This window comes from Dubosiella newyorkensis (assembly GCF_001945605.1).
Classification (GTDB): Bacteria; Bacillota_I; Bacilli_A; order Erysipelotrichales; family Erysipelotrichaceae; genus Dubosiella; species Dubosiella newyorkensis.
Map to the genome: position 1 here is coordinate 42039 of NZ_MPKA01000056.1, position 18948 is coordinate 60986.

21 protein-coding genes and 1 other annotated feature are annotated in these 18948 nt (G+C 43.1%); of the genes, 4 read left to right on the forward strand and 17 right to left on the reverse strand.

Annotated features, from left to right (window positions below; genetic code table 11):
- Window positions 1-37: 37 nt before the first annotated feature.
- The 11 genes from hisE to BO225_RS04245 all read right to left on the reverse strand — a co-directional run bounded on the left by hisE (window position 38) and on the right by BO225_RS04245 (window position 9632).
- Window positions 38-361 carry a phosphoribosyl-ATP diphosphatase gene (hisE, locus tag BO225_RS04195; protein WP_076341019.1) on the reverse strand — a complete coding sequence of 108 codons (324 nt, stop codon included), beginning with the start codon at window positions 359-361 and terminating at the stop codon, window positions 38-40.
- A gap of 2 nt (window positions 362-363) precedes the next feature.
- Entirely contained in the window at window positions 364-681 is a 318-nt protein-coding gene (hisI, locus tag BO225_RS04200) for a phosphoribosyl-AMP cyclohydrolase (protein WP_076341020.1), read from the reverse strand.
- The gene (gene hisF, locus BO225_RS04205) at window positions 678-1439 is read right to left on the reverse strand and encodes an imidazole glycerol phosphate synthase subunit HisF (protein WP_076341021.1); all 762 of its coding nucleotides are present in this window, start codon (window positions 1437-1439) and stop codon (window positions 678-680) included. The genes hisI and hisF overlap by 4 nt, the downstream gene beginning before the upstream one ends.
- The gene (gene hisA, locus BO225_RS04210) at window positions 1433-2161 is read right to left on the reverse strand and encodes a 1-(5-phosphoribosyl)-5-[(5-phosphoribosylamino)methylideneamino]imidazole-4-carboxamide isomerase (RefSeq protein WP_076341022.1); all 729 of its coding nucleotides are present in this window, start codon (window positions 2159-2161) and stop codon (window positions 1433-1435) included. Before hisA ends, hisF begins: the two co-directional genes overlap by 7 nt.
- The gene (hisH, locus tag BO225_RS04215; RefSeq protein ID WP_076341023.1) at window positions 2158-2766 is read right to left on the reverse strand and encodes an imidazole glycerol phosphate synthase subunit HisH; all 609 of its coding nucleotides are present in this window, start codon (window positions 2764-2766) and stop codon (window positions 2158-2160) included. Before hisH ends, hisA begins: the two co-directional genes overlap by 4 nt.
- Window positions 2763-3344, reverse strand: a complete 582-nt coding sequence (hisB, locus tag BO225_RS04220; protein WP_076341024.1) for an imidazoleglycerol-phosphate dehydratase HisB — start codon at window positions 3342-3344, stop codon at window positions 2763-2765. The genes hisH and hisB overlap by 4 nt, the downstream gene beginning before the upstream one ends.
- On the reverse strand, window positions 3341-4363 hold the full coding sequence (locus tag BO225_RS04225) for a pyridoxal phosphate-dependent aminotransferase (RefSeq protein ID WP_076341025.1): 1023 nt from the start codon (window positions 4361-4363) through the stop codon (window positions 3341-3343). The genes hisB and BO225_RS04225 overlap by 4 nt, the downstream gene beginning before the upstream one ends.
- A complete protein-coding gene (gene hisD / locus BO225_RS04230) occupies window positions 4363-5646 on the reverse strand; it encodes a histidinol dehydrogenase (RefSeq protein WP_076341026.1) in 1284 nt (427 codons plus the stop codon). The genes BO225_RS04225 and hisD overlap by 1 nt, the downstream gene beginning before the upstream one ends.
- On the reverse strand, window positions 5627-6274 hold the full coding sequence (gene hisG / locus BO225_RS04235; RefSeq protein WP_076341027.1) for an ATP phosphoribosyltransferase: 648 nt from the start codon (window positions 6272-6274) through the stop codon (window positions 5627-5629). The genes hisD and hisG overlap by 20 nt, the downstream gene beginning before the upstream one ends.
- Window positions 6274-7389, reverse strand: a complete 1116-nt coding sequence (gene hisZ / locus BO225_RS04240; protein WP_076341028.1) for an ATP phosphoribosyltransferase regulatory subunit — start codon at window positions 7387-7389, stop codon at window positions 6274-6276. Before hisZ ends, hisG begins: the two co-directional genes overlap by 1 nt.
- A gap of 34 nt (window positions 7390-7423) precedes the next feature.
- Window positions 7424-7660, reverse strand: a binding site (T-box leader).
- A 55-nt stretch (window positions 7661-7715) separates the two neighbouring features.
- The gene (locus BO225_RS04245; protein WP_076341029.1) at window positions 7716-9632 is read right to left on the reverse strand and encodes an aconitate hydratase; all 1917 of its coding nucleotides are present in this window, start codon (window positions 9630-9632) and stop codon (window positions 7716-7718) included.
- Between the two features lie 63 nt (window positions 9633-9695).
- Between BO225_RS04245 and BO225_RS04250 the strand changes: the two genes are divergently transcribed.
- Both BO225_RS04250 and BO225_RS04255 read left to right on the forward strand, forming a co-directional pair.
- Entirely contained in the window at window positions 9696-11003 is a 1308-nt protein-coding gene (locus BO225_RS04250) for a citrate synthase (protein WP_233120286.1), read from the forward strand.
- Window positions 10996-11994: an isocitrate/isopropylmalate dehydrogenase family protein gene (locus BO225_RS04255; RefSeq protein WP_076341030.1), complete on the forward strand. Its 999-nt coding sequence runs from the start codon at window positions 10996-10998 to the stop codon at window positions 11992-11994. Before BO225_RS04250 ends, BO225_RS04255 begins: the two co-directional genes overlap by 8 nt.
- 14 nt (window positions 11995-12008) lie before the next feature.
- Here BO225_RS04255 and BO225_RS04260 read toward each other — a convergent pair whose 3' ends face one another.
- Together BO225_RS04260 and BO225_RS11990 are read right to left on the reverse strand one after the other, a co-directional pair.
- On the reverse strand, window positions 12009-12269 hold the full coding sequence (locus BO225_RS04260; protein WP_076341031.1) for a hypothetical protein: 261 nt from the start codon (window positions 12267-12269) through the stop codon (window positions 12009-12011).
- Window positions 12270-12358: 89 nt separating this feature from the next.
- On the reverse strand, window positions 12359-13825 hold the full coding sequence (locus BO225_RS11990) for a hypothetical protein (protein ID WP_083632079.1): 1467 nt from the start codon (window positions 13823-13825) through the stop codon (window positions 12359-12361).
- A gap of 171 nt (window positions 13826-13996) precedes the next feature.
- On the opposite strand from BO225_RS11990, the gene BO225_RS04280 reads away from it, so the two are divergent.
- The gene (locus BO225_RS04280; protein ID WP_076341035.1) at window positions 13997-15145 is read left to right on the forward strand and encodes a S1C family serine protease; all 1149 of its coding nucleotides are present in this window, start codon (window positions 13997-13999) and stop codon (window positions 15143-15145) included.
- A gap of 100 nt (window positions 15146-15245) precedes the next feature.
- Window positions 15246-16220 (forward strand): L-lactate dehydrogenase, encoded by a 975-nt coding sequence (locus BO225_RS04285; RefSeq protein ID WP_076341036.1) that lies wholly within the window; start codon window positions 15246-15248, stop codon window positions 16218-16220.
- A 36-nt stretch (window positions 16221-16256) separates the two neighbouring features.
- Here BO225_RS04285 and BO225_RS04290 read toward each other — a convergent pair whose 3' ends face one another.
- The 4 genes from BO225_RS04290 to BO225_RS04300 form a co-directional block, all read right to left on the reverse strand.
- A complete protein-coding gene (locus tag BO225_RS04290; RefSeq protein WP_076341037.1) occupies window positions 16257-16997 on the reverse strand; it encodes a metallophosphoesterase family protein in 741 nt (246 codons plus the stop codon).
- 102 nt (window positions 16998-17099) lie between these two features.
- A complete protein-coding gene (locus tag BO225_RS04295; protein WP_076341038.1) occupies window positions 17100-18008 on the reverse strand; it encodes an ROK family protein in 909 nt (302 codons plus the stop codon).
- 80 nt (window positions 18009-18088) lie between these two features.
- Entirely contained in the window at window positions 18089-18235 is a 147-nt protein-coding gene (locus tag BO225_RS12315; RefSeq protein ID WP_158023784.1) for a hypothetical protein, read from the reverse strand.
- 90 nt (window positions 18236-18325) lie between these two features.
- Window positions 18326-18751 carry a MerR family transcriptional regulator gene (locus BO225_RS04300; protein ID WP_076341039.1) on the reverse strand — a complete coding sequence of 142 codons (426 nt, stop codon included), beginning with the start codon at window positions 18749-18751 and terminating at the stop codon, window positions 18326-18328.
- Window positions 18752-18948: the final 197 nt, after the last annotated feature.

Sequence of the window (18948 nt, forward strand, 5' to 3'; positions counted from 1 at the left end):
TCGAAACAGCGTAACAAAAAAAAGCAGATTTCTCTGCTTATAAATTTTCGATCGGTTTTCGTTCCGGCTTAAGGTTATGCGTCTTTTGATCTCTTTTTTCCATGACCTTCTGGATATCTTCTAAAGTGATTCCTTCTTCGGCCATAAGCACCATGAGATGATAGATCAAATCTCCATATTCGTTGATCAAATCTTCTTTTTGATCCATACACGAAGCGATGATCACTTCGGTGCATTCTTCTCCAACTTTCTTTAAGATTTTTTCTTTCCCTTTCTCAAACAAATACGCTGTATAGCTTCCTTGTTCCGGATTGGCTTTACGATCTAAGATCGTTTGAAAAACCTTCTGATAAATATCCATGTCTACTCCTCTAAATTTCTATAAAAACAAGTTTTATGGCCCGTATGACAAGCCGCTCCTTCTTGCTCGACTTTAAGAAGAAGCGTATCTTGATCGCAATCGATCAAGATTTCTTTGACATGCTGATAATGGCCACTCGTTTCTCCTTTTATCCATAATTCGTTTCTTGAACGAGACCAATAGGTCGCCAGCTTCGTCTCCAGCGTTTTTTGAAGGCTCGCCTCGTTCATATACGCGAGCATGAGCACTTCAAGAGTATGAACATCTTGCACGATGACAGGAACGAGTCCATTTCCTTTTTTAAAATCGACTTGGATCATGGCCTTACGACAACTCCTTTCGATTCTAGATACACCTTTACATCCTGCACTTTGAGCTCTCCATAATGGAATAAGCTGGCCGCCAATGCCGCGTCGGCGCTTTTCGTTTCAAAGACCTTTAAAAAGTCTTCTAATTTACCGCAGCCTCCCGAAGCGATCACAGGAACAGGAACAGCGTTTCGGATCGATCGACATAAAGGAAGATCAAATCCTTGCTTCGTGCCGTCCGCGTCCATGCTCGTAAGCAAGATCTCGCCGGCCCCAAGCTCTACTGCCTTTTTAGCCCACTCGATCGCGTCCAGGCCGGTGTCGATCCTTCCTCCATTCACGACTACGTTCCAGCCCGTATCGTCTTTTCGTCGCTTGGCATCCAACGCTAAGACGATACATTGATTTCCAAACATTTTCGCGCCCTCTTCGATGAGCTGTGGATTTTTTACAGCTGCCGAATTCAAGGAAACCTTATCGGCGCCAGCTAAAAGGATCTTGCGAATGTCTTCGATTGTACGGATTCCGCCTCCCACCGTAAAAGGAATATAGATCGTTTTAGCCACTTGTTCTACAAGATCAACGATCGTATCCCGCTTTTCATGGGTCGCGGTAATATCTAAAAACACAAGTTCATCCGCGCCCTGCTCATAATATTTTTTCGCGAGCTCAACTGGATCACCTAGCTCTTTCAAGCCGACAAAATTGATTCCTTTTACGACTTTTCCATCTTTGACGTCAAGACACGGGATGATCCGTTTTGTCAACATGTTTTATCTCCATGGCTTACATCGATTGCTTCCTTAAGATCGAGCGTTTTGGCGTAGATGCTTTTGCCGACGATCGCTCCGTGCACGCCAAGCTTTTTGAGCGCCTTGATATCTTCGATGTCTTTGATCCCTCCTGAAGCGATCAGATCCACATTCACACTGTCTTTGAGCTGTTGGAGCATTTCCAGGTTCGGTCCAGAAAGCGTGCCATCTTTAGAAATATCGGTAAATATGATCGTCTTGACGCCAAGCTGTTCCATTTGTTTGGCGAAATCAAGGTAATTCACTTTCGAGTCATCGAGCCATCCGGCCACACTGACAAATCCATCTTTACAATCGATCCCGACAACGATCCGCTCTCCATACCGTTTCAGAGCCTCCTTCAAGATTTCTGGCTCTTTTAACGCCGCTGTTCCTAAAATGACGCGGTCTACACCCGCATTCAAATACGCTTCGATATCTTCCATGGTGCGGATACCACCACCCACTTCTACCTTCATTCCTGTCTCGTCAGCGATCCGTTTGATCAACGGAAAATGGATCCGCTCTCCATATTTCGCACCATTCAGATCTACTAAATGTAAGTATTCTGCCCCGAGATCGTTAAAATATTGGGCGCTTTGTTGTGCTGAAGGCGAAACCTGGACCTGGCTTTCATAATTGCCTTGATAAAGCCGCACAGGCTTTCCATCCAATAAGTCGATTGCTGGTAATATGATCATAATTCTCCCTTTCCAAATGCTTTCAAGATCGACAATCCCACTTCACCGCTTTTTTCAGGATGAAATTGGGTGCCATAAATATGGTTCCGTTTCACGAAACCAGGAATGATAAAATCTCCATAATGAGAGTACGCCACTAAGTCATCGGGATCAAAGCCTATGCCATAATATGAGTGATCATAATACACAAAGCTTGGTTCGATTGGTGTATATCCCTCCATAGGTTTCCACTCTAGCGAATTCCAGCCGATATGAGGAATCCGCAACCGTTCATCTTTCATCAAGATGACTTTACCGGGCAAAAACCCAAAACATTCGACTCCCCCATTTTCTTCGCTGGACTCGAACAAAGCTTGCATCCCTAAACAGATTCCTAATATTGGTTTTTTATGCTCCAAAACTTGTTCTTTGATCCAGTCGAAGAGATCTTCTTTTTTTAATGTATCGATACAATCTTTCATGGCTCCAACGCCTGGCAAGATCAAACGATCGCATTGGGCGAGCGTGTCTTTATCGTTAGAAATCAGCGCTTCGATCTGCAGATGATCGCACGCGTTTTTGACACTGTGCAAGTTTCCCATTCCATAATCGATGATCCCGATCATTCTAACACTCCTTTGCTCGAAACGATTTGATCGGAATCGATTTGGATCGCTTGTTTTAGGGCGCGTCCAAACGCTTTGAAGATCGCTTCGATTTTATGATGGTCGTTATTGCCATAATGAACATTGATATGCAAAGTCATTCCACTTCGAGTCGCCAATGCCCGAAAAAACTCTTCCGTCATTTCGGTGGAATATGTTCCGATCATCTCCCGCTTTGTTTCGCAATGATAGACTAGATAAGGTCTTCCGCTTAAGTCAAGATCGACAGAGCAGAGAGTTTCATCCATAGGGATCGTGAAACTTCCATAACGATGGATCCCTCGCTTGTCCTGCAGAGCGACTTTGATCAGATCCCCCAAAACGAGGCCGCAATCTTCGATCGTGTGATGATCGCAGACCTCGAGATCGCCTTTGGCTTCTAGGAAAAGGTCGCATCCAGAATGGAAGGCGAATAAAGTGAGCATATGATCAAAAAAACCAATGCCTGTCTTAATCTTGCTTTGAGAGCTTCCATCCAAGACGATCTGCGCTCTTACTTCTGTTTCTTTTGTGCTTCTTTCGATTGCCGCTTCTCTCATATTTCCCTTTCTACTTCCAAAAACACTTCTTTGGCAAGTTCCATTTCTTGTTCGCTTCCGATCGTGATCCGGGCATAATCTTCATTTGGAAAGACGCGGATCTGGATCCCTTTTTCGTTCATTTTTCTTAGGATGGCTTGAAGCTGTTTTGAACGAAAAAGAATAAAATTGGCTTGCGATGGATAGAGCGTCGTTTTTTGCAGCTGCTTTCCGAATTCTAAAAAGCAATCGCGCCTGTCAATGATTTCTTTCAATATTGGCTCGATTTGATCAACATGCTTTAGCGCGCTGAGCGCGACAAATTCACTGAGACGATTGACAGAATAGGGTACGTTTCTTTGTTGGAGCCATTCGATATTTTTTGGATCCGAAAGCAGGAACCCTAACCGAATGCCCGCGAGCCCAAAGGCTTTGGAAAGCGTTCGGGTCACATATAAATTAGGATATCGATCGATCAAAGAAAGCGCGCTTTCTGGCGCGAATTCGACATACGCTTCATCGACAAGGATCTTGCGTTCTGGAAAAGCTTCCAATATTTTCTGGATCGACTCTTTTTCTAAAAACAAGCCCGTTGGATTGTTTGGATTGGAAAAGAGGATTAGGTCTGGATCGATCGTTTCGATCGTTTGGATCCAGTCTTGAAGATCGAATGGAACTTCCGGGTCGATCGGATATTTGACGAGTTCTCCTCCATATAATGAAATATAATAATCATACATGCTGAAGTCTTTCGAGAAACTAAGAGCGATTTTCTTTTCTCCTAATAAATTTCCAATAAACAAGCCAAGCATTTGGTCGGATCCGTTTCCGACTAATACTTGTTCTGGTCGCAGTCCTTGCAGTTTGCTGTATTCTTCTCTTAGCTTCCAATAGGTATTGTCCGGATATCGATTCAGATCCAATGTCGTGATGTTTTCTTGGATTTCTTTTAAAATTGCCGGCGCCGGTTTGTATGGGGATTCGTTCGCATTGAGCAAAATACCCTTTTGCGCATGGCTTTGATAAGAATAGCTTCCCATTATGTATCCATCCTTACTAAGATCGCTTGCGCGTGGGCGTCGAGTTGTTCTTCTTGCGCCATTTTCACGATTTGCTCCCCATATTTTTGAAGTGCCTCTTTTGAATAATGCAAATAACTCGATTTTTTAATAAAACTATCTACACCCAGTGCCGAAGAGAAGCGCGCCGTGCCACTTGTTGGAAGCACATGGTTCGTTCCTCCAAAATAATCGCCGACACTCTCGCAAGTATAATAGCCAAGGAATACGCTGCCTGCATGCTTGACTTGACCTAAATACTCCATCGGGGATTCGACCATGAGTTCGAGATGTTCTGGAGCGATCAAATTCGATAAAGAGATGCATTCTTCAAGACTGTCGCAAACGATCGAATGTCCATGGTTGGCTAGCGATTGTTCTACGATCTCACGTTTTGGAAGAACAGCGCTTTGTTTTTCTAGTTCTTGATTGACTTGATCGACAAGCTTGGGGCTTGTCGTGATCAAGATTGAGCAAGCCATCGGATCATGTTCTGCTTGAGAGAGAAGATCGGCGGCCACAAACTTTGGATCCGCCTTTCCATCCGCGATGACAAGGATCTCGCTTGGTCCTGCGATCATATCGATATCTACTTTCCCGAATACGAGTTTTTTAGCGGCAGCCACAAAAATGTTGCCAGGGCCGACGATCTTATCAACAGGAAGGATACTTTGGGTTCCATAGGCTAAAGCGGCGATCGCTTGCGCGCCTCCCAATTTATAGATTTCATCCACGCCGGCAAGTTTGGCAGCAAAGGCAATATTGGGATGGATCTTCCCTTCCGCATTGGGTGGGGTCGTCATCACGATCCGTTTTACGCCAGCCACTTTGGCAGGGATCGTGTTCATTAAGACGCTGCTTGGATATTGGGCTCTTCCACCTGGCACATAGATGCCAACTGAATCGAGAGGAAGAACGCGTTGTCCCAAGTAGATCTTCTCTTCTTTTTCGAGCAAAAAGGAGTTCTGTTTTTGGGCTTTATGATAAAACTCGATGTTCTCTTTCGCCATTTCCATCGCTTTTTTGAAGGCGGGATCGCATTGAGCGATCGCTTCATCTAGTTCTTCTTCACTGACTTTCAAAGAAGAAAGGTCAACTTGATCGAAGCGCTTTGTCAAGGCAAAAAGCGCGTCGTCTTTTTGTTCTTTGACTTGATCGATGATTTCTTGCGCCTTGATCAAAATATCGGCTGAGATTTCTTGAGAGCGTTCACTCACGAATTGGACGAGTTTTGCTTGTTCTTGTTTATTCAAGGGCTGCAGCATTTCTTAAAACCTCCTGTTCTAGATCGTGGATCAAATCCATGACTTCTTTTCTTTTGAGCTTGAAACTCGCTTTATTGACGATCAGCCGCGCGCTGATCGGGCAAACAGTATCTAAAACGATCAAGCCATTCTCTTTTAAAGTGGCTCCTGTTTCCATGATATCGACGATCCCATCGCACAATCCTAATAGCGGGGAGAGCTCGACAGAGCCATCGATCTTGATGATTTCGACGTCCATGCCTTTACTTAAAAAATAATTGCGGGCGACATTGGGATATTTTGTTCCGATCTTGATATGTCCGACTTTATTGAACAGATCGTTTTCTGGTAAAGAAGCGACGATGAAGCGACATTTTCCGATTTCAAGATCGAGCAATTCATAATAATATTTACCGCCCTCTAAGAGGGTGTCTTTTCCTACGACCCCCACATCCGCTACCCCATGCTCTACATAGGTGATGCAGTCGTTGGCTTTTACAAGAAAGTACTCAAGATCTTTTTTTGAGTCTTTGAAGACAAGCGCCCGCCCCTTGTCTTTAAGGGCTTCGGTGCCATATCCGCATGCGTCGAGCATTTCGACGGTTTTCTTTTCAAGGCGTCCTTTGGTCAAGGCCATTGATAAGCTCATTACTCTTCCTCCTTGATATATATCGTTTCTACATTGGCTAATCGAAGTTCTACGTTCCCCTTTTGACGCAGCTTTTGAGCGATCTTGAGCGCCTCCACGATTTGCGCTTGAGGGTATAGCACTTGGATATTGGCTTTTTTTGTTGGGATAGAGATCGTTTCGGCTAGCGTATCGAGCTTGAATGAAAAACCGCAAGCAGGCAGATCATTGCCAAACACTTGGAGCAGTTTATCGTATCTACCTCCGCTCAACACGCTGTTTCCTACCCCTTCCACAAAACCTTCAAAAATGATCCCTGTATAATAATCAAGATGGGGGATCTTTCCAAAATCAAATTGATAAAGACCGCCATATCCTAATTCCGTGAGTTGGGCGTCTAATTGTTTCATTTGGAGCACCACGCTCTCGAGTTCGGGCGCAAACGACAACGACAAAGCTTTTTCTAAAACATCTTTTTCTCCACCTAATAGTGGCAGATTCAAAAAGAATGTGCGGATCTGATTCGTCATCGGTAAAGTATCTAAGTATTCTTTCAATTCTACAAGGCTTTTGCGGTCGATAAGATCAGCTAGCGTTTGGCGTCCAGTTTCATTTAAATCTGCGATCTGGCATGCGCACTCGAAAAATTGCACGGTTCCGATCTCAAGCATAAAGTTTGGCAAGTTTAAGGCGTTTAAAGCCTCTAAAGCGCAAGCGAGAACTTCAAGGTCTGCATGATGATCAAGTCCGATCAATTCCACGCCGCAATCCATGACTTCGCTTCGTTTTCCGCTCAAGGATGGACGCACCTTATATACGTTTGCGCAATAGCGGAGCCGGAAAGGTCCCATTTCATCTTTGAATCGAGTCGTCACCGCGCGTGCGATCGGCACTGTCATATCGATCCTTAATGTTAAGATATCTTGTTCTTGATCAAAAAACTTATACATGTCTTGGTCGTTAAGATTCGAGAACGCTTTTGAATACGTTTGATAAAACTCAAGAACGGGCGTTTGGATCTCTTCATATCCATAGGATTCGAAAACCGCATTCAAAGTTTGTTTTAGTTCGTTCTTCTTTCGGCATTCATCTAAGATCGAATCTCTGAATCCTGCAGGAAGTTGGATTTGATTCATTCTTCTTTCTCTCCTTTATAAAAAAAGCTTCCATCCAAAGGACGAAAGCTAAACTTGCGTGGTTCCACCTTACTTCGTGCATTTCTTGCGAAAAACACCTTATCGAGTACTAACATACTCTAGCTCGGTAACGGAAGCAACCGTTTCAGACTACTCTTCATTTCGCCTGAAGTGCTCTAGGATGTGTTCGAGCCTTTACACGCTTCTTTTCCACCAACCAAGAAGTCTCTATTCGCTTTGGGGCTGTACTATTTCCTTTCATCGCATTTTCATTTATTTTCTATATTGTTTACATTAATTAGTTTTTCAAAAAATGTCAAGAATAATTATTGATGATTCCGCACATAATTAAGGGCCCCTCCTGCCCTCAGGAGCTCGAAGTCTTGTTCGCTGATCTGTGCGAGCAGAGGGATCTCGATTTGTTTTGTAGCGTTGCGAAGAATAAATCTTGGCTCTTTTTCTAGATCGTATACATTTTCAAAGACGAGATCATCGAGATCATCGATCAAATCATAGTCATCTTTGTTTTCGAAGACGAAAGGAATGATGCCAAAATTGATCAAGTTCGCTAGATGGATGCGGGCAAAGCTTTTCGCGATCACCGCTTTGACACCTAAATACATCGGAGCAAGCGCCGCATGTTCTCGTGAACTTCCTTGCCCATAGTTTTCTCCGGCGACAATGATCCCACCATCGTTTTCCTTGCAGACCAGATGGAAATCCTTTTTATTGTTTTCAAAAACGAATGTTGACAGCTTTTCAATATTAGAACGATAAGGGAGCACTTTCGCACCAGCTGGCGCGATATGGTCTGTGGTGATATTATCTTCCAGCTTGATCACGACCCGTTTTTTAAATGCGTTTGGCAAAGCGTCATTGATTGGTAGCGGTTTGATATTCGGTCCCATGACGATCTCACCTTGTTCTGGATCCGGATGTGGCGCATAGATCATGGAATCATCGACAAAGCTCTCTTCTTTTTCAAAGGCATCCTCATACTCGATTTCTGTAGGATCGGTGATATAGCCAGCGATCGCACTGGCGGCTGCCGTTTCGGGCGATACGAGATAGACTTCAGCGGAAAGAGTTCCGCTTCTTCCATAGAAATTCCGGTTAAATGTACGCAAGGAGACTCCTTCGCTTTTTGGAGATTGTCCCATGCCGATGCACGGTCCGCATGTGCACTCGAGAATGCGAGCTCCCGCGTCGACAAAAGTCGCGAAGGCGCCATTTTTGATCAGTTTGCGCATGACTTGACGCGATCCTGGAGAAATCACTAACGAAGTATGCGGTGCAACTTTTTTATCTTTTAAAATCGCTGCGACTTTCATTAAGTCTTCATAGCCAGAATTCGTGCATGATCCGATCGCGACTTGGTCGACTTTTTTGCCTGCTAGATTGGCGATCGATTCAATATTGTCTGGGGAATTTGGACAAGCGGCTGCTGGTTTTAAGCTCGATAGATCGATTTCGATCAAGCCATCATACACAGCGCCTGGATCCGCGCTTAGCGGCTGATAGTCTTCTTCTCTTTGCTGCTGGGCTAAAAAGAGGCGTGTATTTTCATCGCTTGGAAAGATCGAAGTCGTCGCTCCAAGCTCCGCACCCATATTCGTGATTGTCGCTCTTTGATATACACTTAGGTTTTTTAAGCCTTCGCCTGTATATTCATAGATCTTTCCAACGCCGCCTTTCACGCTTTCTCTTCTTAACAATTCGAGGATGATATCTTTGCTGGATACTCCATGCTGTAGCGTTCCTGTTAAGCGGACTTCTATAATTTTTGGATACGTGATCCGGTAAGGAATGCCAGCCATCGCTTTGGCGACATCGAGTCCTCCGGCACCGATCGCGATCATCGCCATCGCTCCTCCTGTAGGTGTATGGGAATCTGAACCGATCAATGTTTTTCCTGGTTTGGCGAAACGTTCTAAATGAAGCTGGTGGCAGATCCCGTTGCCCGCTTTCGAAAAATAGATGCCATGTTTGGCGGCTACGCTTTGAAGGTAGGCATGATCATCAGCGTTCATATATCCGCTTTGCAGTGTATTGTGATCGACATAGCTTACGGAAAGCTCCGTTTTCACTTGATCGACTCCCATGGCTTCTAGCTGCATGTAGGCCATCGTTCCTGTCGCATCTTGTGTTAGCGTTTGATCCATCTTGATTTCGATTTGTTCTCCGGTTTTGCATGTCCCTGAGATCGTGTGTGCGTCTAAAATTTTTTGAGCTAATGTTTTCATTCGTTCACCTCACGTACTGATTATACCAAAGTTCCTAAATAATGTAAGAGGATGTGTTATAATATGAAAACGAATGAAAGGAATTATATGAAAACGTTGAAACAGATCTACACTGAAAACATGGCTTATAACCAGATCGACCCTTCTTTGTATGCGCGTTATCGTGTGAAGCAAGGTCTTCGAAACGAGAACGGAACGGGTGTCAAAGTGGGTTTGACAAAGATTTGCGATGTGGTTGGTTACCAAATGGTGCATGGCAAAAAGCACAATATCGATGGTCAGTTGATTTATCGCGGCTATTCTGTCGATGATTTGATCCGGATGCAGTCTGGTGATATGGTCGATGGATATGAGCAGGTCGCTTTTTTATTGATCATGGGCCGGCTTCCTGATCAAGAGGAACTCGCTCAATTCAAAACGATACTCAAGGATGAGATCAACACGAATATGATCGACGAGCAATATGAAACAAAGAGCATCTTAAATGCTTTGCAGATCGAGATCTTGAAGCTGTATGGCGATGATCCAAATCCTGATGATGACGAGCTTCCGGACCGGATGCAAAAAGGGATCTCGATCCTTGCTAGTATTCCTCTCTTTGTTTTTTCGCAATATCATCATACTTTGTTTACAAAATATCCTCTTCATGATAAAGGCTTGGCGGAGAACATTCTCGTCCTTGCACGGAATGAAGAAAACTATACCTTGCAGGAAGCGCGTCTGATGGATACTTTGTTGATGCTTCATGCAGATCATGGTGGTGGAAACAATTCAACGTTTGCCAATGTTGTGATCACAAGCACGGGTACAGATATTTATTCATGCATTTCGGCTGCGATCGGTTCTTTAAAGGGTCCTCGTCATGGGGGCGCGGCTCAAAAAGTCAGCGGGCAGTTTGATGCTCTCATTCATTCGTGCAAAAACGGATGGGATGATCAAAAGCTTGAAGAGATCGCGTACTCTCTTCTTGCGAAAGAATACTATGATCGAGCTGGATTGATTTATGGTATTGGCCATGCGATCTATACAAAGAGCGATCCGCGCGCGGTCTTGATCAAAGAGGAATGTCGAAAATTAGCGATCGAAAAAGGTCTTGAAGATGAATTTGAATTGTTTTCTCATTTTGAAAGGGCGGCTTGCAAAGCGATGAAGCGAGTGAAAGGGATCGATTGTTGCGCGAACGTCGATTTTTATTCTGGTTTTGCTTATCGGATGTTGGGGATCGATTCTTCTTTATTTACTTCAATGTTTTCTATTTCCCGGTGTGCTGGCTGGATCGCGCACCATCTTGAAAATAGACAGTCAAATCGCAAGCTGATTCGTCCTGCCAATATTTATGTCGGTGAAAGAAAGGGGTCGTACAATGACTAAAACAATTACAGTGTTTAGAGGCGATGGGATTGGACCAGAAATTACGGATGCGGTCCTTGATATTTTAAAGGCGGCAAATGCTCCTTTGGATTTTGAGATCTTTGATGTAGGTGCAGCTGTCTATGAAAAGACAGGTTCGTTCATTCCGCAGGAAGGATTCGATAGTTTTGAGAAAAACAAAGTTTTGTTGAAATCGCCGATCACGACACCGATCGGGTCTGGATTCAAATCGTTGAATGTCACTTTGCGTCAAAAATATGATCTATGGGCCAATATTCGTCCAGCGCTTTCAAATCCGGCATTGCCTACGCGATTTGAAAACGTGGATCTTGTAACGTTCCGCGAAAATACGGAAGATCTATATATTGGTGAAGAAATCGAAATCGATGCAGACACTGTGCATGCAATCAAAAAAATCACGCGGAAAGCGAGCGAGAGGATCATCAAAGAGGCTTTTGAATATGCCCTAAAAAATGGCCGGCATAAAGTGACGTGTATCCATAAGGCCAATATTTTAAAGAAGAGCGATGGAATGTTCTTACGGATTTTTGAAGAAATCGCCAAATCATATCCACAAATCGAGGCGGATTCTATGATCGTCGATGCTGCTTGCATGAATTTAGTGATGCATCCAGAACGATTCGATGTGCTTGTTATGCCAAATTTATATGGAGATATTCTTTCGGATCTTACTTCGGGTTTGATTGGTGGTTTAGGTTTGTTGCCAAGCTGCAATCGGGGGGATTCGTATGCGATGTATGAGGCGGTTCATGGCAGCGCTCCAGATATTGCAGGACAAAATCTAGCAAATCCTTCTGCACTGCTTCTTTCGGCTTGTATGATGTTGGATGACTTGCACGAGGAAGAGAGCGCTTCAAAGATTCGAAACGCGCTGGATCAAGTGTTCCAGGAAGGAAAAGTTCTAACAAAAGATTTGGGTGGCCAGGCAAGTACGAGCGAGTTTGTCGCGGAAATCAAATCAAGATTGTAAAAAAAGAGGAAGCTCTATTCGGCTTCCTCTTCTTCCATTTCAAACAATATGGATCGATTTTTTAAAGTGATGATGTAAGTTCCATCTTTAGGATATTGACTCTTATCTTTTTGATCGGATAAGATTTCTAATTCACAAGGATAGGCTTCCCCTTCTAATAAATCTAAAAACTTTTCTTTCCCAAATTTTTTAACGATCGTTCTCCCACATGCACAGTTCCCGTATTGATCCAAACAATGGAAGATCCATTCCGGTAATTTTGATGTATTGCTCATGTATTCCTCCTGTTTATAGTCAATATTCGCAATTATACATATTTAACCAAGAAAAGCAAGAAAAAACTCCCAAAATGGGAGTTTATTTGTTAATTTTCTAAAATGTCGATGATCGCTGGGTAATAGTCATATCGCCCATCCACCCATTGAAGAGCTTCATTCGCGATCGCGCGCGCTTTATCCCGGTCGATATCTCGATAGATATTCGCGAATCGGAAATAGATCATGTCTTTAAGCGCGTTCTCCCGAATGATATATCGATAGTTCGCGTCTCCTAATCCATAATCGCCATGAACGATCAATAGATCGGCAACGTCCATCATCGCGCGATTGCCAAGTTCGTCGTGAAGGGCATCAAATTGAGATAATACTGAATAGATGAAGCCTTCATAATACTTCACATCTTTATATTGCCAATTTTTGAGCACTTCATAAGCGACATCCATGAATTTGATCACGAGAGCTTTCACATCGGCTCTTAAATAACGATCGATCTCTTCTAAAGAACGGATGTTGCGGCGTTGCGCTAAGATCAATACTTGACGCACCGTATCGAACAATTCATTGTAAACTTCAGTATTCGCTAGCGCGTCATCGCTCAGTTCCAATTGCATCGCTTTATTTACCCGATTGCTTAGATCATCAAAATCGCTCGCCTTCAGCTCCATCGTATCGCCGACTTTTGATAAAAGCACAGGAATCATATCGATATCGAATCCATCATCCTCATACAAGAAGGTATCCGCAAGTTTCGCTTCCTCTTTTAAAGAAGCTATGATCTTATCAAGATCGCTTTCATCCAACAAGATGTTTTTATAGTCATCATATCCTTTATCGATCCCTAGCGCTCTTGCCATATCGATCAAAGTATCTAAGGAGAAGTCCGCATAGACTTTCGCTTTTTCTTCTGGGCTGATCGTCTCTGTAGCTTGTTCTTCGACTACAACTGGCTCTTCCTTCTTAACTTCGGCTTTCTTTTCTTCCGCCTTAGCTGGTTCTTCTTTCTTAGCTTCTACTTTCTTTTCTTCGGCCTTAACCGGTTCTTCTTTCTTAACTTCTACTTTCTTTTCTTCCGCTTTTGCTGGTTCTTCTTTCTTAATTTCTTCCTTTTTAGAAACGGCAGATTTCTTTGTTGAAGTCTTTTTAGGAGCAGATTTTTTAGCCGCCGGCTTTTTCGGAGTCGCTTTTTTTACGCTCGCTTCTTGAGTTGGCTCTGCTGCAGCCGATACAGTCTTAACTGCTGCATCGCTTCCTTTTGGCTGAGTATTGGATTGGACGGCTGGTTCTTTGGCAGCGGCTTTGACTGCTGGCTCAGCAGCCTTTGGAGCAACTGGTTTTTGATCAGCTGCAGCACTTGCCTTCTTAACCGTCTTTTTCTCTGTTGTTTTATTTGTAACGCTCGTTCCTGCTTTTTTCGCAGCTTTTTTTGGAGCCGCTTTTGCTTTCTTTCCTGACGATGTTTCATTTGTCGTTGGTTCCTTTTTCTTCGCAACGCTTGTTGTTTTTTTAACAGCAGCAGCGTCTTTTTCGCTTACTGTTTTCTTTACTTCTGCCATATGTAAACCTCCTAATTCAACGCTTACTTCGAATCAAGTATATCATCTTTTTATGATCCTTAGAAAGAAAAAGATAAATTGACCCGTTTTTTGAAAAAAAGTGCTCCATTTTAAACTAAATTTAAGAATGTGCTACTATTATAAATATCGAAACTTAGATTGGAGGACACTATGAATCAAGCATCAAGACCTCCTGAATTTCAAAAAAAGAAATCAGGATCCGGAAAATGGATAGCATTAGCATTATGTACGATTTTATGTTCTGGAGCAGCCGGGATCGGTGGAGGATACGCCGCATATACGCTCGCATCGAAGCAAAATACAACGACATCTTCCGATTCTTCAAAATCGCAGGCAAATACGAGTAAAACGCAGAATCGCACCAATATTGAAGCTGTCAACGTGAGCAGCGTAGTCGACCAATGCCGGCCGACCGTTGTAGAAATCACCACCGAAATCGCATCCAGTGGCAGCAATCCTTTCCAACAATATGTTCAACAAGGCGCAGGAAGCGGCGTTATCATGACTTCCGATGGATATATCATCACAAACAACCACGTCATTGAAGGTGCAAGCACGATCACAGTCAAAACAGTCGATGGCAGCGAATACGACGCCAAGCTCATCGGACGGGATGCGCAAACAGACCTTGCCGTCATCAAGATCGAAGCCAACGATCTTCCAGCTGCGACCTTTGGAAACTCTAACGAGCTTAAAGTCGGCGATATCGCGATCGCGATCGGTAATCCATTAGGTTCGCTAGGAGGAACGGTGACAACTGGAATCATTTCCGCGCTGAACCGAGAAATCACCATTGAAAACGAAACCATGACTCTTCTTCAAACGGATGCGGCAATCAACCCAGGAAATTCTGGTGGTGGCTTATTCGATGAAGCAGGAAATTTGATCGGCATTGTCAATGCCAAACAAAGCAGCGCCGGCATTGAAGGCTTAGGATTTGCGATCCCGATCAGCGATGCGGTCGAGATCTTGGATGAACTTGTCCGCAATGGCACTGTAACCAATCGGCCTGCATTGAATGTCAGCCTATATGATTATACGGACACTTCTTTATATGGAAATTCCAAATATAACGATGGTGTATATATCGTTCAAATCATTGATGGAGGAGCGGCCGACCAGGCAGGATTAAAGGTCAACGATCAAATCATCCGTTTCAACGGAAAAGACGTCTCTTCAACAAGCGAAGTTAAAAAAGAATTACGTTCTTTAAAGATCGGCGATCGTGTTCCGATCACTGTCGTTCGCGATGGAAAAGAAATCGAGACCGAAATCACGCTCTCTTCCAATAGCCAATAAAGATATACTCTCCTTTCTTCCGGTTGAAAGCGCCTTAATTGTTGTGCCGATAGTTAAAAACGTTTATAATTGAGATAAATTATAGGAGGAAAATCTTAAAATGGAGCAAGAAAAAATTAAAAAAAGAAAGATCATGCTCATAGGAACTGGATTTGTTGGGATGTCATTTGCCTATACGATGCTCAACGAACGCGGAATCGATGAAATGGTTCTCGTGGATGTGAATACCGACAAAGCGGAAGGCGAAGCAATGGACTTGAATGATGGACTTGTCTATGCGAACAGTAAAATGAAGATCAAAGCCGGATCTTATGAGGAAGACGCCGCCGATACAGACGTTTGCGTATTGACTGCGGGCGCAGCTCAAAAACCTGGTCAATCGCGTCTAGAACTTGTAAAGATCAACGCAAATATCACAAAAGGGGTTTGCGAATCATTAAAGGCCAACGGCTTCCACGGCATTCTGCTAGTAGCCAACAACCCTGCCGACATCATGACGTATGTCGCATGGAAAACGATCGGTTTACCACAAAATCAAGTCATCGGTTCAGGAACTGTATTGGATACCGCGCGTCTGCGTCATTCTTTGAGTCGTTTCTTAGGCTTTGCGGATTCGAATATCCATGCCTATATCATGGGTGAACACGGAGATTCCAGCTTTGTCCCTTGGATCCATACGTATATTGGATGCAAATCATTATTGGAATACTTGGATGAAAACAACATCTCTTTGCAAGAGCTGCAAGACATTTATATTGAAGTACGCGACAAAGCGTATGCGATCATCGAACGGAAAAAGGCGACCTACTATGGAATTGGATACGCTCTTAAACGGATCGTCGATGCGATCTTGAACAACGAGCATTGCATCCTTCCAGTATCGAGCTATCAAAACGGCGAATATAACCGTTCCGGCTTGTTTATCGGTACGCCAAGCGTCGTAGGTTCGAACGGGATCGAAAGGATCATGGCGCTGCCATTGAACGAAAACGATCAAAACCGTTTCAACGCCTCTTTCGATACGTTGGAAAAAACGATCCGTGACAACTTAGGCGATATCATCGATCTAGATTAGTCGAAAAAGAAGCGACCATTTCGTTCGCTTCTTTTTTTATATCGTTTCAAAATCGACTAAAAAGTCTTCAAGCTGATCGAGCAAAACGACCCGATTGAACAAAGTGATACATCGATGCTTTTGCTCATAAATAAAATCTCCATGATAGTGTCCGCAAAACCATTCTTTATAGCATAGCTTTTTTTTGATCGTTTCTAAAAAAGAATGAATGTCGACATACCCTTCTCCATAAGGCGATAAGCTGACTTCGTATCGCTTGGAAAAAGGATGTGACTCATATACATCGTGCGACAATACATAATCCACCTTCCAATCATGCGCTTCTAGATTATGAAGCGCATTCTTCACTTCATGATATGTTGGAAGCTCATCTTTCCACCAATTGACATGCTCTGTTCGATATTGAATATCATGCGAATAAGCGCCTCCAAACGTAAAGAATGTCGCTCCATCGATCGTATATACTTCTCCTCGCAGCAAATGAAAGATATTCGAACGGATCTGCCGCGCTTTTCCGCCTTTATACTCCACGACAGGATATTGTTTTAAAACATCAAAATTCTCGTGATTCCCATCAATAAAGAGCGTATTCCAAGGAAGCGATTCTAACCAGTTCAGCCAGAATCGATCGCCATCGCCGCCATCCCATACACATCCAAAATCACCACAAATAATGACATAATCATTTTCTGTCAGTGTATTTCCAGCCTCGAATTCGCGAGGATTGATTTTATGAATGTCTTGTTCTCGATGAATATCACCCGTTATATAAATCATCTGATAGCCTCCATACGTTATACTAAAAACAATACTATCATTATTTGCTGAAGAATAAAACAAAAGACCAAGCAAACCTTGGCCTTTTGTACAATTCTTTTTTTATGACGCTTTGCTGAACGCTAGACAGCCCGCTCCCAACAAGCCGCTATCTTCATTCAATGTAGATTTACGAACATTGACATATGGTTTTACGACATCGAACACTTGTTCTTTGACAAGATCTTCGACCTCATCCACAAATCCATCGATCTTTAACGCGACACTGCCACCAAGAATGACGATTTCGGGATCCGTGATCGCGATCAGAGCTGAAATGAAGCTCGCTAAATACTTTTTCGCATCATCCATGATCTCTTTAGCAATTTCATTGCCCGCTGCCGCAAGATCATTGACTTCCCCAGCATGCTTAACGTTCAAGCCTTTGTTCAGCGCGCGCGTCGTGATCGCTGTTCCCGAAGAAATCGCTTCGATCCCTCCAGGATACAAACTACCATGTTGAGGACCATCTTGCCACATACAAACATTGGCGACTTCATGACCGAAACCATGCGCTCCAATATAAATTTCCCCGTCGATCACTTGACCAGAACCAAGACCCGTCGAGATCGTTAAGAATTGAACGAACCGATAGTCTTTTCCTTCTCCTACAACAGCTTCCGCTAAAGCCGCCAAGTTGGCATCGTTTTCCAAATAAGAAGGTATTCCCGTATACTCCTCGATCTTTTTAGCTACTGGATAATGATGCCAATTCCCTTTTAAGTTTGGAGTTTCCATTACGATGCCATTGATCAGGTCCAATGGTCCTGGGCACGATACGCCGATCCCTACAAGTTCTCTATTGTCGCTCGCTTCAAAGCCCTTCACAACAGCCGCCAATTGTTTTAGCGTTTCATCTGGATCTTCAACATTTGTCGGAAACTGGACGCGATCGATAATGTTCATTTCTTCATCGATCAAAGCGACTCTCGAATTTGTTCCTCCAATATCTACTCCTACCGCATATTTCATTTTATTTCTCCTTACGTTTTCTAAAAAATATTATAAACTATATTTTCTATGAAACCATATCCAATTTACGCAAAAATCGATCATTCTTGGATCCGAAAACGAATTTGAACGATCTTTTCTCTTTCATCATGCGCTAAAAATGAATTCAAACATACGAACGCTACCGTTTGTGTTAAGGTAAGACGATGTTCTTTGGCATATTGATCTATTTTTTTGAGTAAGTACATCCGCCTCATCTGGGTATCACCGATCAGATTACCAACTAAATACACACCTTTCTCTAAATACGTCTTTTTGCAATAAGATGTGAAAATAAATTAGGCGCTAGGAACGATCTTGCTCTCTTCTTCTTGAAATAAAAACCCAGATTCTTTAGAAAACCCATTTTTATTCCGATTCTTTTCTTCAAATTCGAACCATTTTTCGCCTGCTTCACAAGGCAAAGTATCAAGATATTGACGATCAAATTGTTCCGTATGGATCGAAAGATCCAACAAAGAGGCATTGGTTTTGATTTGTGCGCAGCGATATTCTACTTCTTTATGCAATTGTTGCAGCTTTTGGATCTCTTGCTTGATCTTACTTGATTGATCGCAAAGATTTTCTAAAAGCTCTATTTCATGACCTTCCTTGATCAAGGATCCGATCTCTTCATAGGAAAAACCAAGATCCAGAAGAAAAAGGATAAACTGAAACTGCTTCGCTTGCTCGATTCGATACAATCTTTCGCCATTTTCTTCCATATGATTGCCTGAAAGCAAGTCATGAGACTCTAGATACGAAAGCAGTGCTTCCTCCACAGTAAGCGGGAATTAAAACAGCGGGTAGCAGCCTGATGAAAGTTAAAGTAGAGTAACCACAGGAGGTGGCTACCCTATGGAAACGAATACCACTGCTCATAATGAAGATCTTGTATTTACCGAGATTCCTTTTCCAAAAA

Excerpts from the sequence above, each read along its gene's own strand:
- hisE (WP_076341019.1), bottom strand. The coding sequence starts at position 361 with ATGGATATTTATCAGAAGGTTTTTCAAACGATCTTAGATCGTAAAGCC.
- hisI (WP_076341020.1), bottom strand. The coding sequence starts at position 681 with ATGATCCAAGTCGATTTTAAAAAAGGAAATGGACTCGTTCCTGTCATC.
- hisF (WP_076341021.1), bottom strand. The coding sequence starts at position 1,439 with ATGTTGACAAAACGGATCATCCCGTGTCTTGACGTCAAAGATGGAAAA.
- hisA (WP_076341022.1), bottom strand. The coding sequence starts at position 2,161 with ATGATCATATTACCAGCAATCGACTTATTGGATGGAAAGCCTGTGCGG.
- hisH (WP_076341023.1), bottom strand. The coding sequence starts at position 2,766 with ATGATCGGGATCATCGATTATGGAATGGGAAACTTGCACAGTGTCAAA.
- hisB (WP_076341024.1), bottom strand. The coding sequence starts at position 3,344 with ATGAGAGAAGCGGCAATCGAAAGAAGCACAAAAGAAACAGAAGTAAGA.
- BO225_RS04225 (WP_076341025.1), bottom strand. The coding sequence starts at position 4,363 with ATGGGAAGCTATTCTTATCAAAGCCATGCGCAAAAGGGTATTTTGCTC.
- hisD (WP_076341026.1), bottom strand. The coding sequence starts at position 5,646 with ATGCTGCAGCCCTTGAATAAACAAGAACAAGCAAAACTCGTCCAATTC.
- hisG (WP_076341027.1), bottom strand. The coding sequence starts at position 6,274 with ATGAGCTTATCAATGGCCTTGACCAAAGGACGCCTTGAAAAGAAAACC.
- hisZ (WP_076341028.1), bottom strand. The coding sequence starts at position 7,389 with ATGAATCAAATCCAACTTCCTGCAGGATTCAGAGATTCGATCTTAGAT.
- BO225_RS04245 (WP_076341029.1), bottom strand. The coding sequence starts at position 9,632 with ATGAAAACATTAGCTCAAAAAATTTTAGACGCACACACGATCTCAGGG.
- BO225_RS04250 (WP_233120286.1), top strand. The coding sequence starts at position 9,696 with ATGAAAACGAATGAAAGGAATTATATGAAAACGTTGAAACAGATCTAC.
- BO225_RS04255 (WP_076341030.1), top strand. The coding sequence starts at position 10,996 with ATGACTAAAACAATTACAGTGTTTAGAGGCGATGGGATTGGACCAGAA.
- BO225_RS04260 (WP_076341031.1), bottom strand. The coding sequence starts at position 12,269 with ATGAGCAATACATCAAAATTACCGGAATGGATCTTCCATTGTTTGGAT.
- BO225_RS11990 (WP_083632079.1), bottom strand. The coding sequence starts at position 13,825 with ATGGCAGAAGTAAAGAAAACAGTAAGCGAAAAAGACGCTGCTGCTGTT.
- BO225_RS04280 (WP_076341035.1), top strand. The coding sequence starts at position 13,997 with ATGAATCAAGCATCAAGACCTCCTGAATTTCAAAAAAAGAAATCAGGA.
- BO225_RS04285 (WP_076341036.1), top strand. The coding sequence starts at position 15,246 with ATGGAGCAAGAAAAAATTAAAAAAAGAAAGATCATGCTCATAGGAACT.
- BO225_RS04290 (WP_076341037.1), bottom strand. The coding sequence starts at position 16,997 with ATGATTTATATAACGGGTGATATTCATCGAGAACAAGACATTCATAAA.
- BO225_RS04295 (WP_076341038.1), bottom strand. The coding sequence starts at position 18,008 with ATGAAATATGCGGTAGGAGTAGATATTGGAGGAACAAATTCGAGAGTC.
- BO225_RS12315 (WP_158023784.1), bottom strand. The coding sequence starts at position 18,235 with ATGTACTTACTCAAAAAAATAGATCAATATGCCAAAGAACATCGTCTT.
- BO225_RS04300 (WP_076341039.1), bottom strand. The coding sequence starts at position 18,751 with ATGGAAGAAAATGGCGAAAGATTGTATCGAATCGAGCAAGCGAAGCAG.